15 protein-coding genes are annotated in these 14,390 nt (G+C 71.4%); 7 read left to right on the top strand and 8 right to left on the bottom strand.

Translation table 11 applies throughout. The features are described 5' to 3' along the window. Positions 1-31 precede the first annotated feature (31 nt). On the top strand, positions 32-1,600 hold the full coding sequence (locus tag ABZX96_RS09560) for a YibE/F family protein (RefSeq protein ID WP_355540595.1): 1,569 nt from the start codon (positions 32-34) through the stop codon (positions 1,598-1,600). Between the two features lie 40 nt (positions 1,601-1,640). Here the strand turns inward: ABZX96_RS09560 and ABZX96_RS09555 are convergent, their stop codons facing one another. The 3 genes from ABZX96_RS09555 to ABZX96_RS09545 form a co-directional block, all read right to left on the bottom strand. Continuing rightward, positions 1,641-2,066, bottom strand: a complete 426-nt coding sequence (locus tag ABZX96_RS09555) for an SsgA family sporulation/cell division regulator (RefSeq protein ID WP_355540592.1) — start codon at positions 2,064-2,066, stop codon at positions 1,641-1,643. Between the two features lie 170 nt (positions 2,067-2,236). Next, positions 2,237-2,473, bottom strand: a complete 237-nt coding sequence (locus ABZX96_RS09550; protein ID WP_355540589.1) for a DUF5326 family protein — start codon at positions 2,471-2,473, stop codon at positions 2,237-2,239. Between the two features lie 231 nt (positions 2,474-2,704). Then, positions 2,705-3,022 (bottom strand): cupin domain-containing protein, encoded by a 318-nt coding sequence (locus ABZX96_RS09545; protein ID WP_355540586.1) that lies wholly within the window; start codon positions 3,020-3,022, stop codon positions 2,705-2,707. A 48-nt stretch (positions 3,023-3,070) separates the two neighbouring features. On the opposite strand from ABZX96_RS09545, the gene ABZX96_RS09540 reads away from it, so the two are divergent. The 4 genes from ABZX96_RS09540 (at position 3,071) to ABZX96_RS09525 (ending at position 6,855) form a co-directional block, all read left to right on the top strand. Beyond that, a complete protein-coding gene (locus ABZX96_RS09540; RefSeq protein WP_355540583.1) occupies positions 3,071-3,451 on the top strand; it encodes a phage holin family protein in 381 nt (126 codons plus the stop codon). 207 nt (positions 3,452-3,658) lie between these two features. Beyond that, a complete protein-coding gene (locus ABZX96_RS09535) occupies positions 3,659-4,843 on the top strand; it encodes a cystathionine gamma-lyase (RefSeq protein ID WP_355540580.1) in 1,185 nt (394 codons plus the stop codon). 479 nt (positions 4,844-5,322) lie between these two features. Beyond that, entirely contained in the window at positions 5,323-6,219 is an 897-nt protein-coding gene (locus ABZX96_RS09530; protein ID WP_355540577.1) for a LysR family transcriptional regulator, read from the top strand. Positions 6,220-6,375: 156 nt separating this feature from the next. After that, on the top strand, positions 6,376-6,855 hold the full coding sequence (locus ABZX96_RS09525; protein ID WP_355540574.1) for an NUDIX hydrolase: 480 nt from the start codon (positions 6,376-6,378) through the stop codon (positions 6,853-6,855). Between the two features lie 70 nt (positions 6,856-6,925). Here the strand turns inward: ABZX96_RS09525 and ABZX96_RS09520 are convergent, their stop codons facing one another. The 4 genes from ABZX96_RS09520 to ABZX96_RS09505 form a co-directional block, all read right to left on the bottom strand. Then, a complete protein-coding gene (locus ABZX96_RS09520) occupies positions 6,926-7,588 on the bottom strand; it encodes a pyridoxamine 5'-phosphate oxidase family protein (protein ID WP_355540936.1) in 663 nt (220 codons plus the stop codon). 88 nt (positions 7,589-7,676) lie between these two features. Further along, positions 7,677-9,071 carry a globin domain-containing protein gene (locus tag ABZX96_RS09515; protein ID WP_355540571.1) on the bottom strand — a complete coding sequence of 465 codons (1,395 nt, stop codon included), beginning with the start codon at positions 9,069-9,071 and terminating at the stop codon, positions 7,677-7,679. A gap of 472 nt (positions 9,072-9,543) precedes the next feature. Further along, positions 9,544-10,176: an HAD-IB family phosphatase gene (locus ABZX96_RS09510; protein WP_355540568.1), complete on the bottom strand. Its 633-nt coding sequence runs from the start codon at positions 10,174-10,176 to the stop codon at positions 9,544-9,546. A gap of 67 nt (positions 10,177-10,243) precedes the next feature. Then, positions 10,244-11,458, bottom strand: a complete 1,215-nt coding sequence (locus ABZX96_RS09505) for an MFS transporter (RefSeq protein WP_355540565.1) — start codon at positions 11,456-11,458, stop codon at positions 10,244-10,246. 135 nt (positions 11,459-11,593) lie between these two features. Here ABZX96_RS09505 and ABZX96_RS09500 point away from each other — a divergent pair, with 135 nt between their 5' ends. Continuing rightward, positions 11,594-12,085, top strand: a complete 492-nt coding sequence (locus ABZX96_RS09500) for a MarR family transcriptional regulator (RefSeq protein WP_355540562.1) — start codon at positions 11,594-11,596, stop codon at positions 12,083-12,085. 145 nt (positions 12,086-12,230) lie between these two features. Next, on the top strand, positions 12,231-12,686 hold the full coding sequence (locus tag ABZX96_RS09495; RefSeq protein ID WP_355540559.1) for a GNAT family N-acetyltransferase: 456 nt from the start codon (positions 12,231-12,233) through the stop codon (positions 12,684-12,686). A 109-nt stretch (positions 12,687-12,795) separates the two neighbouring features. Here ABZX96_RS09495 and ABZX96_RS09490 read toward each other — a convergent pair whose 3' ends face one another. Continuing rightward, positions 12,796-13,617, bottom strand: coding sequence for a TetR/AcrR family transcriptional regulator (locus ABZX96_RS09490; protein WP_355540556.1), 822 nt, complete (start codon positions 13,615-13,617; stop codon positions 12,796-12,798). Between the last annotated feature and the right edge of the window lie 773 nt (positions 13,618-14,390).

Below are 14,390 nucleotides of genomic sequence, written 5' to 3'. Positions count from 1 at the left end.
GGGCCCTGCCGGTTCTTGCGATGATCGGACGGTGACGCGTACCGAGTCCTCCCCGTCCGGCCACTCCCACGGGCACGCGCACGGGCACGGTCCCGCCGCGCCCGTTTCCCGCCATCTGCGCAAGGTCGTCGCGGCGGTGCTGATCCCCTTCGCCGCCGCGGTCGTGGCCGGTTTGGTCCTGCTGTGGCCGGGCGGGGCGCCCGGGCACGCGCCCTCCGGTGTGGGGTTCGACCAGCCCACCGAGCAGGCCAAGGTCCTTTCGGTGGACGAGGTGGACTGCGCCGCGGTGCACGCCCAGCCACAGCCGCCGCCCCAGGGGGGCGCGGGCGCCCGGCCCGGCGCCGAGAAGCGCGGCGCCCGCTGCGAACGGGCTAAGGTCGAGGTCACGACCGGCAAGGACAAGGGCCGCACCTTCGAGACGATCGTGACGCCCGACGCCTCCCGCCGCTACACGGCCGGGCAGGACGTGGTGGTCTCCTACGCGCCCAAGGCGCCGCGGGATTTGCAGTACTCCGTCACGGACGTGAACCGGACCGTCCCGATGTGGGTGCTCGCCGCCGTCTTCGCCGGCGCGGTCGTGGTGGTCGGCCGGCTGCGCGGCGTCCTCGCGCTGGTCGCGCTGGTGGTGAGCTTCGGGGTGCTGACGCTGTTCATCCTCCCGGCCATCCTCCAGGGCTCGAATCCCTTGCTGGTGGCGGTGGTCGGGGGCAGCGCGATCATGCTGATCGCGCTCTACCTGTGCCACGGCCTGACGGCCCGCACGTCCGTGGCGGCGCTCGGCACGCTGGTCTCGCTGCTGCTGATCGGGCTGCTCGGCTCGGTGTTCATCGGCTGGGCGGCGCTGACCGGCAACACCGACGACCAGACCGGTCTCGTGCACGGCCTCTACCCGGACATCGAGATACGCGGGCTGCTGCTGGCGGGCATCATCATCGGCTCGCTGGGCGTCCTCGACGACGTGACGGTGACCCAGACCGCCGCCGTCTGGGAGTTGCACGAGGCCGATCCCTCCACGCACTGGCGCACGCTGTACCGGTCGGCCATGCGGATCGGCCGGGACCACATCGCGTCGGTGGTGAACACCCTCGTCCTCGCCTACGCGGGCGCGGCGCTGCCGCTGATGCTGCTGTTCTCCATCGCGCGCAGCGACGTCGGCACCGTGGCCACCAGCGAGTTGGTCGCGGAGGAGATCGTGCGCACGCTGGTCGGCAGCGTGGGACTGGTGGCGTCGGTCCCGCTGACCACGCTGCTCGCGGTGCTGGTCGTCTCGGCGGACCGCACGCCGGGAGGCCGCGCGGCGAGGGGCCGCACACCGAAGGGTCGCGCGCCGAAGGGCCGGGGACGGGCGGTGGTGCCCGGTGGTGGTGCGCCCTCCCCTGCTGCCGGGGCGGAGGCGTACGCGTCCGGTGCGTCGGCGGCGTCCGGTGCGTCGGCGGCGTACGAGGCCGGCGCGCCGTACGGCGAGGAGCGGGCGGCGGCGTCCGGGGGTGTGCCCGGGCCTGGTCCCGCCTCGGACCCGCTGTCCGGCCCGGTACCGGTCGCTCCCGTCGGCCGGGCCGCGGCCAGGCGCGGGGGACGGGGACGGCGGCGCAAGCACTGACGGGGCCCCGGGGCGCTCCCGGTGCCGTCGTACCGGTGCCTCACCCCGCCTTCTGCGCCTCGGAAAGAATGCGGTCCAACATCGTCTCCAGCGTGTCGTGCACCTCCTCCTGTCCGATCGGCACCAGTCGGTCCGTACGGTCCAGGAAGGCCACCAAGGGCGGGGCGCCGGCCCGGAAGAGCGCGCGTTCGTCCCCGACCTGGAGGCCGATGAAGACGTCCCCGAGGCGACCGGCCGTGGAGGGCGCGATGCGCACGTCGCCCTCGCCGGAGGGTCTGCTGAGCCCGTCGAGGAGCAGTTCACGCCCGAAGGCCCAGGTCACCGGGGCGTCCCCGGGCAAGTCGAAGGTGAAGTGGATGGCGTAGGGGTCGGCACTGTCAAAGGTCAGCTCCACCGGAATCCGAAAGGCGAGTTCCTCGGACACGAGGAAGCTCATAATCACTTCTGCCTGCACTGTGTCGGTCATCAGCCTCTGCCCCGCAGTGGTCGAATACGGCCGGGAATCATCCCCCGTAGCCCTATTGCCGCCATCGTCTGTCAGATGCAAGCAGATCACAAAGAGTGAGCCCTTAGATACTGATGGGCGTGCCGGTCGTGTCGTGCGTCCCGGCGGTGGAGTTCATCCCTCTCCCCGGCTCACCAATCTCCCTTCGAGGACGAGGAGGCCGACGAGGACGAAGCCCCCTTGGCCCGGCGCACCAAGTAGACGACCCCGGCTATCAGCACCACCGCGATCAGGATCTTGAACAACAGGCCCACCAGGAAGCCGACCACGCTGCCGATCAGCCCGCCGAAGACGACGAGCACCACGACCGGCACCGCGACCCACTTCACCCACCACGGAAGCCCCGCGAACACGCTTTTCGCAGCCACTGCTCTGCCCTGCTTTCTGGTCTCTGCGGCGCGGCACCCCGCGTGCCGGGGCGCCGCCTACATCCGTGGGAGCACCTCGCACGTCCCGCCCGGCGCGTCCTGCCCGCCCGGCGCTCCGTGCCTCGGATCTCCCCCTGCACCATCGATGCTAGGTCGGCGCGCCCGCGCGCGGGGGCCCCGCAGCCCCGGCTGATCCCTGATCCGACCCCTACGGGTTCCCGGGGGTGCCCCTCAGCTCTCAGGCGGAGAAAAGACCACCATGACCCGCAGGTCCTCGCTGATGTGGTGGAACTTGTGCGGCACCCCCGCGGGCACGTACACGACACTGCCGCGCGCCACCGACGTCGTCTCCATGCCGACGGTGATCGCCGCCCGGCCGCTGACGACGAGGTACACCTCGTCCTGGTTGTGCGGCTGCTGCGGGTCGACGCTTCCGGCGTCCAAGGCGTACAGCCCGACCGACATGTTCCGCTCCCGCAGGAACTGCAAATACGCGCCGTCGTTGGCCGCGCGCTCCGCTTCCAGCTCGTCCAGCTTGAAAGCCTTCATGTCGTCCGTACCCCTCATCGTGTCCGTCTGGTCTGCGACGATCTCACCATGAAGAATTTTCTGGTCAAGACGATCGCCAACGCCGCGGCCCTGGCCGTGGCCACCTGGCTGCTCAAGGACATCACCCTGACCGGAGAGAACACCGGCCGCAAGGTACTGACCCTGGTCCTGGTGGCGCTGCTCTTCGGAGTGGTGAACTTCATCGTCAAGCCCGTGGTGAAGCTGCTGTCCTTCCCGTTGTTCGTCCTCACGCTCGGGCTGTTCACACTGGTCGTGAACGCGCTGATGCTGCTGCTCACGTCCTGGTTGGCGGGGAAGCTCGATCTCAGCTTCCATGTGCAGGGCTTCTGGACGGCGGTGCTCGGCGGGCTGATCATCTCGATCGTCTCGTGGGCACTGCACGTGGTCCTGCCCGACGACCGGGACTGACCGCCCGGCCCGCCCCGACGGGAAAACGAGGCGGGACCGACAGCCCGGCCCACCAAGGGAATCGCGGCGGGTCGGGGGCGGATCCGGGCACCAGCGGCCGATCAACGCCGCCTGAACGATCAATGGCGATCACCAGGGCGATCACCACCGTTCAGAAAGAAAGGCACCACCATGGGAACGCACGACCCCGCGGACGACCCACGCCCCATGGGAACGACGCCCGGCGCCACCCCGCCGGCCCCCGGACGGACCCCCGTACCGGACCAGGCCGACGCCACCCGTGTGGTCCGCGCCGGACTGCCCTCCCCTCAGGCGTACGAACCGCCCCTGCCCGGCCCGGTGTTCGCCGCCCACTTCCACCTCCCCGGCGACGCCACCGGCCCGTACACCTACGGCCGGGAGTCCAACCCCACCTGGGTCCGGCTGGAACAGGCCATCGACGAGCTGGAGTCCCCGGGCGCCGCGGCCGAGACGGTGACCTTCGCCTCGGGGATGGCCGCCATCTCGGCCGTCCTGTTCTCCCTGGTGCGCACCGGGGACGTGGTGGTGCTCCCCGACGACGGCTACCAGTTGCTGCCCGCCGTGCGCGAGCGCCTGGAGAGCTACGGCGTGACCGTGCGCACCGCCCCGACCCGCGGCGACGCCCAGCTCGCCGTACTGGACGGAGCCCGCCTGCTGTGGATCGAGAGCCCCTCCAACCCTGGCCTGGACGTGTGCGACATCCGGCGGCTCGCCGAGGCCGCACACGCCCGTGGCGCCCTGGTGGCCGTCGACAACACCCTGGCCACCCCCTTGGGGCAGCGCCCTCTCGACCTGGGTGCCGACCTCTCGGTCGCCAGCGGGACGAAGGCGCTGACCGGCCACGGTGACGTCCTCCTCGGCTACGTCACCACCCGCGACGCGGGACTGGCGCAGGCGGTGCGCCAGTGGCGCAAGACGATCGGCGCGATCCCCGGGCCCATGGAGGCGTGGCTGGCACACCGCTCACTGGCCACGCTGGCCCTCCGGGTGCGGCAGCAGGCGGCCGGCGCCCGCGCGCTGGCCGAGGCGCTGCGGGACCGTCCCGAAGTGACCGGCCTGCGTCACCCCGGCCTGCCGTCCGACCCCGCGCACGAGCTCGCCGGGCGCCAGATGCTGCCCGGGCGCTTCGGGTGCGTGGTGTCGTTCACGCTGCCCGATCGCGCGCACGCCGAACGGTTCCTGCGCGCGCTGACGCTGGTGGACGACGCGACGAGCTTCGGCGGCGTCCGGTCCACGGCGGAGCGGCGGGCGCGGTGGGGCGGCGACGCGGTCCCGGAGGGCTTCATCCGCTTCTCCGTCGGCATCGAGGAGCCGCGGGACCTGGTGGCCGACGTACTCCACGCGCTCGACGTGGCGCGGCGGGAGGCGTAGGCCACGGACGCGTCATCCGACTGCGGGAGGCACAGGCCACGGGCGCGTCTTCCGGCCGCGAGAGGCATAGGCAACGGGCGCGCCATCCGACTGCGGCTGGCATAGACCACGGGGGCGTCTTCCGGCCGCGGAACGGCCGCGTCCGGCCGATCACCCCGGGGCGGAGGACGTGCCTGCCGCAGCCACGGATGTGTCTTCCGGCCACGGAAGGATCCCGTCCGGCCGACCGTCCCGGGGCGGGGTTCATGCCCACCGCACGCCCCCGGCCAGCGCGCCTACGCCAAGCGGGCCGACAGGGTATCCCCCCTCGTTACCCTGTCGGCCCCGGTCCGCGTCAACGCGAACCGCTCGAACAAGGCTAGTTGACTCAGCGTCAGTGTCCAATCACGCTGACGGCATAACCCTATCGACATATTTATAGTTCTGATGCGACCAGGCCGCGTGGCGCGACCGGGCTGCCGAGAGCGGAGTGGGTACGTATGGATCTGGCTCTCCTGCGCACGTTCGTCACGGTGCACCGGGCCGGATCGTTCACCCGCGCCGCCGCCCTTCTGGGGCTCTCCCAACCGGCGGTGACCAGCCAGATACGCTCACTGGAGCGCCAGTTGGGGCGCCCCCTGTTCCTCCGCAGGGCACGCGGCGTCACGCCCACCACCGTGGGCGACGAACTCGCCCACAAGGTGGCCCCCCACCTCGACGCCCTCACCGAGATCACCGAGGCCGGGGTCGACGACGAGTCCGCCGCCCGGACCCTCCACCTGGCGGGATCACCCGAGTTCACCTCCGAGCGCGTGCTCCCCGCCCTGACGCCCCTCATCGCCCGGGGGCTGTCCGTGCGCGCCGCCTTCGGGCCCGCGGACGACCTGCTCAACGGGCTCGCCGCCGGCCACCACGACCTGGCCGTGACCACCACCCGGCCGCGCGGCGACCTGCTCGCCGCCACGCCGCTGTGCGACGAGGAACACGTACTGATCGCCGCCCCGTGCTGGGCGGCCCGTCTGGGAGGACCGGCGGTCCTCCAGGTCACCGGGTTACGCGCGCTCGACCAGGTGCCGCTGGTCGAGGTCCACGAGAGCCTGCCGCTGGTCACCCGCTACTGGTCCGCGGTGTTCGACTGCGCCCCGGAGGCATCCGCGACCGTCGTCGCCGCCGACCTCCGCGGGGTGCTCGCCTGTGTGGTGGCCGGCGCGGGGCTGGCCGTGCTCCCCCGGTACCTGTGCGCCAGGGCGCTGGACAGCGGAGAGGTCGTCGCCCTCCTGGACCCGCCCGTGCCGCCGCTGCGCACCTACTTCCTCGTCGTCCGGACCGGAACGCTCGCCCTGCCGCACATCGCGCGCCCCCATGAGTGGCTGCTGCGGTCGGCGGTGAACTGGTGAGGCCTTCTCGTGCGGGCGCGTCGTACCGCTGTCTCCGCTGCCCCTCCGTCTTTCCGTCGCCTCTCCTTGTGAACGCTTCGCCGACGATGGCCCGGTGGGCGCCGTGGGGCATGGTGCGTGGGTTTCGTCAGGCACGGAGTGCGGCATCTGTCCCGTATGACCGTACGGCCAGTCGTCAAACGCACCGCCCGCGCAATCCTGCTCGATGACGCGGACCTCGTCCTCATCAAGCGCACCAAGCCGGAGCGGGCCCCCTACTGGATCACCCCTGGCGGCGGGGTGGAACCCCAGGACGCCACCGTCGTGGACGCGTTGCACCGGGAGCTGGATGAGGAACTGGGCGCCAAGGTCACCGACGTGGTGCCCGTCTTCGTCGACACCGTCGAGCACGTCGACGACCGGGGCGTGGACGGCGTCAAGGTGCAGCACTTCTTCCTGTGCCGCCTGGAGTCGATGGACCTCACGCGGCGGCACGGGCCCGAGGTGGAGGCGCCGGACGGCCGGTACGAGGTCGTCCGGGTGCCTTTCACCCGGGTCGGCATCGCCTCCGTCGACATAGTGCCGCTGTCCCTGAGGCACTACCTCGACGGCAACATCGAGGGCGTCCGCGCCCTGCACGCGCACGACCTGGGCTAGGGCGGGCCGTTCCCGGCGGCATGGTGCGCGGACGGGCGCGCCGTGCCGCCCTGGTGTCTCCCGGGGCTGCTCACCGAGGCGGTGGGTTGCCGGCCGGTGGCGCCGGGGTGTGGGCGAGCCCGTCCTCGGCGCGGCCCCGCCGGGCCTTCCCGTCCCCAGCGCGCTCGTCGGCCCGCGCCGCCGCGCCGAAGAAGTCGCCGCCCTTGCGCCGGGTGTCGTCCGTGCCCCACGCGCGTTCCTCCTCCACCGACGCCTTCCGCAGGTGGGGGATGTGTTTGGCGCAGTGGATGTACGCCTCCTCGACCTCGATCCGGACCCACACCTGGGCCCGGCGGCCCGGCACCGGGTCGACGGGCAACTCGGGATGCCGCTCGCGCAGCTCCTCGTCCGTCAGGACCTGGGCACGGCCGTTGACGTGCAGGCCGATGCGGTCACGCGTGAAGTCGATCATCAGCATCCCGAGGCGCGGGTTCTCCGCGAGGTTCCCCAGGGACGCCATGACGCCGTTGCCCCGGTATTCCGGGTAGGCGAGCGCGAACGCGTCCAGCACCCGCAGGAAGCCGGGCGGTCCGGCCCGGAACGTCGCGTCGCATTCGCCGTGGCTGTCCGCGGTGGCCAGGAAGAACATCTCCTGGCGCGCCACGAACTCCCGCATGGCGTCGTTGAGGTGGTCCAGCACCTGATCGCCGTAGAACCGTTCCGCCCGTTCGGTCGAGCCGAACCAGCTCTGCAGAAGGCGCTCGCCCTCACTGCCCCTGTGCGTCCGCCGCGTGCCCGGTTCCGCAGCCGGGCACCCGTTGTTCTCGCAAGTCGTCAAGACCTCAGTCTCCCGCCGCAACGAGCTCTTCGATGGAGTCGTGCCGTATGCGATCGGAGGGGATCCCGACCCCGACCAGTGCGTCCACGCCACTGCGGATCATTCCGGGCGGCCCGGACAGGTAGGCGTCATATTCCCCCCACGGCCCATAATGACGCACCGCGTCGGGGAGTTGACCGATGATGCGGTGCGACTGCGAACGCGGTCCGCCCCGTGGCCCCCGGGCGACGACCGGACGGACGGAGAGCCAGGGGTGCCTTCGGTCCAGCCGGAGCATCGTGTCCAAGTCGTAGAGGTCGTGGTCGCTCCGGGCGCCGTAGAAGACGTCCACGGCTCGTCGGCGCCCGTGCTCGGCGATCTCTTCCACCAGCGCCTTGATCGGGGCGATGCCGGTGCCGCCGCCCAGGCACAGCAGGCCGTTGTCAGTGCCGTGGTCTACGGTCATGGAACCGGCTGGGGGACCGAGGCGGAGGACATCGCCGGGGCGGGCGCGATGGACGAGGGCGTTGGAGACCCAGCCGGCCGGGACCGCCTTCACGTGGAAGGAGAGCAGGCCGTCGGAGCGGGGGGCCGCGGCGAAGGAGTAGTGCCGCCATATGCGCGGCCACCAGGGGGTTTCCAGACCGGTGTACTGGCCGGCGCGGAAGGGGTAGGGCTGGTCCGGCCGTACGGTGACGATCGCGACGTCGGACGTACGCGGCTCGTGAGCCACGATCTCGGCGTCCCACCAGGCGGGCGCCACCGCGGCGTCCCGGGCTGCCGCGTCGGTCATGATGCGCGCCATCGCCGCGTAGGTCCGGGCCCAGGCAGCCGCGCATTCGGGGGACCAGCTGGCCGGTGCGTACACGGCCAGCGCGTCGATCAGGCAGGTGCCGACGGCGGGGTAGTGCTCGGGGAGCGTGCCGTATTTGCGGTGGCCGCGCCCGAGCCCGCCGAGGTACGCCGCCAGGGTCCCGAGGTCGTCGGCGTGCCGGGCGGCGGCGAGGAGAGCACGGAAAAGGCGGTCGCGCTGGGCGTCCATCGCGGCGGGGAAAAGGGCGCGCAGCTCGGGATGGCGGAGGAAGAGCAGGGCGTAGAAGTAGGACGTGACCTTGTCGGAGAGGGGGGCGATCTCGGCCATGGTGCGGTGGATGAGCGCCGCGTCGTGCGCGGAAGGGGCCTGGGGGTGGGGCTGGGCCTGCGCGGACGGGGCCCGGGGCCGCGGGGGAGGGCCTGGGGCTGCCGGTGGCCGGGGCGGGGGCGACGGGGGCGCGGGGGGATGGTCCGGGCGTGGTGGGGCGTGGCGTGGGAAGGCCGGGGGCGGCGGTGGGGTGACGCCGGCGGGCGGGGGGAGCCGGTCGGCAGCCGATACGGCGGGCGGGGTCGGGCGGGGAGGAGTCGGGCCGGGCGGAACGTCCATGATCTGTCTCGCCTCAAACGTCTTTCGATCGTCTTCGCACATCCGCGGTCCGGACCGTGCCGGACGTCCTCCCGCCCACTCCGGCTCTGCTCGCCTGCGGGCGCGTCCGCCTCCTCCCCGGCGGACGGTTGCGGCGGACCGGCACCGTCGTGGCAGCACGACGCGGAACCGAGCGGATCACGGCTCCGGGCCGAGCGGATCGCGGCGTGCGCGTCTTCCGTGCCGGAAGCGTGTCACCCTGGTCCGCTGCCCGGAGGAACAGCGCGAAGTACGGGCGGAGCCGGCCACCTTGCCGCTAGGCTGGCGAGCTTTCCCGGGGTCGTACGCTCGTACGGGTGTCCGGAGAGCGGGGCCTTGCGCCGGGGTGGCTCCGGGGTTGGTGGCATGTCCTCGTCTGTCGTACGGGCCCGTCACTCGCGCGCGCTCGCCATCACTCGCGCTCGCTCACCCCGCCATCGCGGGCGCGCGCGTGTCAGTCGCGGTCTCGGACCAGCGTGTAGGCGTCGCGCAGGTCCCGCCCGGTGTACGCGTAGGACGCGAGGCCGCTGACATGGTGGTCCGCGTTCACCGCCACGGACACCGGCAGCGCCGCGAACAGCTCGGCGTCGGAGCGCGAGTCCCCGTACGCCACGCAGTCCGCCCGGGTCAGTCCGTAGAGCCCGCACAGTTCGTCCGCGACCCGCAGCTTGGCGGCGGGCGACAGCACGCCCGACGGGTCCACCGGCTCCGTGAACGGCACCGCGGGCCACCGCGAGCCGCGCGCCGCGTCCGCGCCCCAGCCGACCAGCCGTTCGACGAAGAAGTCCGGGGACAGGGAGATCACCGCGCACCGCTCGCCGCGGGCACGGATGTCCGCCCACACGTCGCGGATGCCCTCCAGCCACGGCGCCCCTTCGAAGGCGGCCGTGACCAGCTCATCGGTCAATTCACCCCACAGCTCGCACGCCCGCTGGGCGTACTGCGCCGGGGTCATCGCGCCGGTGACGAAGGCTTGCTCCAGCGCGTCGATCTCCTGCTCCAGGCCCAGTTGCCGCGAGATCTCGATGGCGGCGGCCGACCCGTGGAGCAAGGTCCCGTCCATGTCGAACAGATGCAGTTTTCCCATGGTCGGCAGCCTAAGCTCCGCCGTCAGCAGGCTTTGTCCTTCGCAGACTTGGCCCCCGCCTCGTCGATCACTTGCCGACGGGCTCCGCCACCGGGTCCGCGAGCGAGCCGCCCGCCGCCACGACCCGGCCGCGCCCCCGCGAGCGTCGCTCCAGCAAACCGGCGAGGACCGCCACACCCAGTGCCGCGGCGGTCATCAGCGCGCCCACCCAGTTGGCGGCCGTGTAGCCGAGGCCCGCCGAGATGACGAGGCCGCCGAGCCAAGCGGCCAGCGCGTTGCCAAGGTTGAACGCGGCGATGTTCCCGGCCGAGGCCAGGGTGGGCGCGGCGGCGGCCTCGTCCATGATCCGCTTCTGGAGCGGCGGCACCGTCGCGAAGCCGAAGGCGCCCACCAGGACGAGAGTGATCACGGCACCGGCCTTGTCGTGCGCGGTGAAGGTGAACGCCGCCAGGGACAGCGCGAGGCCGGTCATCGACGCGTACAGCATGGGCATCATGGCCCGGTCGGTGAGGCGCCCGGAGACGATGTTGCCCACGAGGAGGCCGACGCCGAAGACGGCGGTCAGCCAGGTGACGGAGGATGCCGCGAAGCCCGTGACCTCGGTCATCATCGAGGCGAGGTAGGTGACGGCCGCGAACACGCCCCCGAAGCCGAGGACCGTCATCAGCATCGCCAGGCCGACCTGCGGGTTGCGGAAGACGGCGATCTCGCTGCCGAGCCGGGCGGCGGCCTTCTCGGGCCGCGCCGGGATGAGCCTGGCCACGCCCAGCAGGCCGATCACGCCGAAGACCGCGATGGCGAGGAAGGTCGCGCGCCAGCTGACCTGCTGGCTGAGCAGGGTGCCGGCGGGCACGCCGACGATGTTGGCGGCGGTCAGGCCGGTGAACATCAACGAGATGGCGGTGGCCCGCTTTTCGGGCGCCACCAGGTCCGCGGCCACGAGTGAGCCGATGCCGAAGAAGGCGCCGTGGGTGAAGGACGAGACGACGCGTCCGGCCAGCATCAGCCCGAAGAAGGGAGCCACGGCCGTCAGCAGGTTGCCCGCGATGAACAGCCCCATCAGCAGCATCAGCATCTGCTTGCGCGTGAGGCGGGTGCCGAGCGCGGTCATCAGGGGCGCGCCGACGACGACGCCCAGCGCGTAGACGGTGGTCGCGTAGCCGGCCAGCGGGATGGAGACGCCGTAGTCCGCCGCCACGTCCGGCAGTAGGCCCATGACCGCGAACTCGGTCATCCCGATCCCGAAGGCACCGATGGCGAGCGCCAGGAGTGCGAGTGGCATGACGGATCCCCCTTTGCGTTGCATTAACGGGTAACACGCGGGGACATTAATTGCAGACGCCTCTTACTGGCAATAGCCCACTATCTTTGAGATGTTGTGTTCTACTCTGGTCCGAACGAACCGTAAGGAGGGTCCATGGCGCAGCAGGCACAGACCCGGCAGGTCGACGAAGCCCAGCGGACTCCCCCGGCCCGCGGCCTCGCTCAGGGATGGTGCGCCCTGTCCCTCCTGCACAACCGCATCGAGTCGCACATCGAGCGGGCGCTGCAGGCCGCGCACGACCTGAGCGTGCGGGAGTTCTCCGTGCTGGACGTCCTGAGCAAGCAGCACGACGGGCCCGGCGGCCACCTCCGGATGCACCAGGTCGCGGACGCGGTCGTCCTCAGCCAGAGCGCCACCACCCGCCTGGTGACCCGCCTGGAGGACCGCGGCCTGCTCTCCCGCTACCTCTGCCCCGACGACCGGCGCGGCATCTACACGGACGTCACCCCCGAGGGAAACGCCCTGCTCGCGGCGGCCCGCCCGACACACGGCACGGCCCTGCGCGAAGCCCTTCAGGAGGCGGCGGAGCGTGCGGAGTTGGCGCCCCTGGTGCGTGCGGTGGAGAGCCTGGAGACTGCCGAGTAGGGACGCCCCGGCAGGTGCGGTCCCTGCGGGTGCGCCGCTGGTGGTCGTTGCCGGCTGGGGCTGTTGGGCGCGGTGGTTGTCCTGACCGGCGAATCCGCGGCTGCCGTACGGGACGTGATGGCGGGGTGCGGAATATGGTCCAGCTATGAGTGATCTTGAGATTCGCCCCGCGACGGAGAACGACATCCCCGCCATAGTCGCCATGCTGGCCGACGATCCCCTCGGCGCCACCCGCGAGTCACCCGACGACCTCGCCCCGTACCGCGCGGCCTTCCAGCGGCTGGCCGACGACCCGAACCAGCACCTCGTCGTCGCCGTACGCGAGAACCGGGTGGTCGGCACCCTGCAACTGACGGTCGTCCCCGGCCTCTCCCGGCGCGGCGCCAGCCGGTCGATCATCGAGGGGGTGCGCATCCACGCCGACGAGCGCGGTGGCGGGCTCGGCACCCAGCTCATCGACTGGGCGGTGGACACCTCGCGCTCGCTGGGCTGCCAGTTGGTGCAGCTCACCTCGGACGCCACCCGCGTGGACGCGCACCGCTTCTACGAAAGGCTCGGGTTCGAGGCGTCCCACCTGGGCTTCAAGCGCGCGCTCAACTGACTCGACCGGCCTGACCAGGGCCTTTACGGCATTCCGCCCACCGGCGAGAGGGTGACGCCCCCGCGCCACCGCCATGGGGCGGTCCCGCGTCCGACTCGGGTTCCCGCACCTACGCGCTCCCCCGAGCCCGGGCGCGGGCGCGGGCTTGTGCGCGGGTGCGGTGCGCCTTTTGCCGGCAGGACCCGCCGCAGTACCGAGCGGGGCGCCCGGTCCGTGCCGGCGGCACCGGCTCGCCACAGACGCCGCACCGGGTTTCGTTACGAATAGGCGTTCGGTCGGGTAGTTTCGTTACACCACGCCCCGGGCGCAGCCCGTCACACATCAGAGCCGTCATACGGCCGGGGACGCCGATCGCGGGGGAGGCGCCTCCCTCGCCATCCGATGCGTTCGCCCGGGCTTCCGACGGGCTTCCCAGCGGCAGCGGCCTGCGCCGTTCCATCGAAACGCAGCCGATCAGCAGCGTTCGTACGTCCGTCACAAGGACGTCTTTCCTTACAGCGCCCGCCTCTTGGGCCCGGCGCAGCAGCACCCCCAGCGCCTCACCGAACTCCCGCTCCATTGCCGGCGAGGGGGCGAACCCGCCCGTCCCCGACGCTTCCAGCGCCTCGCACAGCGCCCTGTTCCGCGCCGTCAACCGCACCACCGAGGACAGGTAACGGAAGAAGACGCCGCCTGGATCGTCGACGTCGGCGAGTTCCCGGGCAGTGTCCACGAACAGCCGGACCCGGTCCGCGACGGCCGCCCTGAACAGCGCTTCTTTCGATGGAAAGTGCCGATGGACGGTGCCCGCGCCGACCCCCGCACGGCGCGCGATCTCTCCGATCGGGACGCCCAATCCCTCTTCCTCAAAGGCTACTTGGGCCGCCTGAAGCACCAGTGCGCGATTACGTCGAGCGTCCGCACGCGAAGGCGCTGGGCCGGTGACTGTCATTCGCGAGGGCTCCTGGAGATCGTTCGGCACCCGGTGTTTTTGCTCCGCAAGCACAAACGGGTCGGTGGTCCCGATTCTATCCGGGACTAAAAATGATCATGGGTTATCGAGTCATTGGGGTGTTCGGATCCACGGGGCGGCAAGACGGGGTGGCGGTGAGACGAGTTCCACGGGGCGACGATGAGACGAGTTCCGGGTAGTAGCTGCGGGACGCGCGCCGGGGAGAACGGAGAGGCGCGACTACGGGGATGGCGCGTGGACGCTCTGGACCACAGCCGGGACCATCCGGCGTGTGCGCTTTCGCGCTGGGCGCGGCCGGCGCGGGGGCGAGCCGCATGCCGTGTCCTTCGAGGCCGCGCACGGCGTTCGCGACGCCCGGCCTATCTTCGGCTTCCCGGGCTGTGATCGGGCCGCGTACGCAGAACGAGGGCGCGTGCGATCGGGACGTGGCCTATGCGGCGCTCACCCAAGGCGTCGGCTTTGCGTTGCCCTAATCAGGCGTTCCGGCATCAACTTCCCTTTGTGCAGGCTGGGTTGGCGACACTCAGGCCCAATCGGCGCATCCGGGATGGGCGCGTATCAGCACCCGCGTCCCTTCGCCGCCGATACGGGGCCTACACAAGGGAACGGTGAGCAGCCCCGTGAATGCTGGACAGGCTCTCTTACGCGTAGTGGGGGGGGGTTGTAGTGTAAAAAAAAGCACCAAACCACGCGGCCCCGCCCCCCTAGATTTAACAAGAGAACAACGAAATAAAAAAAAAACCAGAATAGAA

It is taken from the genome of Streptomyces sp. NPDC003077 (genome assembly GCF_040611095.1).
GTDB lineage: Bacteria > Actinomycetota > Actinomycetes > Streptomycetales > Streptomycetaceae > Streptomyces.
This window is presented reverse-complemented; position numbering and strand designations above follow the sequence as displayed.

What these genes read in the sequence shown, in the direction of transcription:
- ABZX96_RS09555 (WP_355540592.1), bottom strand. Translation starts at nt 2,066, where the DNA reads ATGACCGACACAGTGCAGGCAGAAGTGATTATGAGCTTCCTCGTGTCC.
- ABZX96_RS09545 (WP_355540586.1), bottom strand. Translation starts at nt 3,022, where the DNA reads ATGAAGGCTTTCAAGCTGGACGAGCTGGAAGCGGAGCGCGCGGCCAAC.
- ABZX96_RS09540 (WP_355540583.1), top strand. Translation starts at nt 3,071, where the DNA reads ATGAAGAATTTTCTGGTCAAGACGATCGCCAACGCCGCGGCCCTGGCC.
- ABZX96_RS09535 (WP_355540580.1), top strand. Translation starts at nt 3,659, where the DNA reads ATGGGAACGACGCCCGGCGCCACCCCGCCGGCCCCCGGACGGACCCCC.
- ABZX96_RS09530 (WP_355540577.1), top strand. Translation starts at nt 5,323, where the DNA reads ATGGATCTGGCTCTCCTGCGCACGTTCGTCACGGTGCACCGGGCCGGA.
- ABZX96_RS09525 (WP_355540574.1), top strand. Translation starts at nt 6,376, where the DNA reads ATGACCGTACGGCCAGTCGTCAAACGCACCGCCCGCGCAATCCTGCTC.
- ABZX96_RS09515 (WP_355540571.1), bottom strand. Translation starts at nt 9,071, where the DNA reads ATGGACGTTCCGCCCGGCCCGACTCCTCCCCGCCCGACCCCGCCCGCC.
- ABZX96_RS09510 (WP_355540568.1), bottom strand. Translation starts at nt 10,176, where the DNA reads ATGGGAAAACTGCATCTGTTCGACATGGACGGGACCTTGCTCCACGGG.
- ABZX96_RS09505 (WP_355540565.1), bottom strand. Translation starts at nt 11,458, where the DNA reads ATGCCACTCGCACTCCTGGCGCTCGCCATCGGTGCCTTCGGGATCGGG.
- ABZX96_RS09500 (WP_355540562.1), top strand. Translation starts at nt 11,594, where the DNA reads ATGGCGCAGCAGGCACAGACCCGGCAGGTCGACGAAGCCCAGCGGACT.
- ABZX96_RS09495 (WP_355540559.1), top strand. Translation starts at nt 12,231, where the DNA reads ATGAGTGATCTTGAGATTCGCCCCGCGACGGAGAACGACATCCCCGCC.
- ABZX96_RS09490 (WP_355540556.1), bottom strand. Translation starts at nt 13,617, where the DNA reads ATGACAGTCACCGGCCCAGCGCCTTCGCGTGCGGACGCTCGACGTAAT.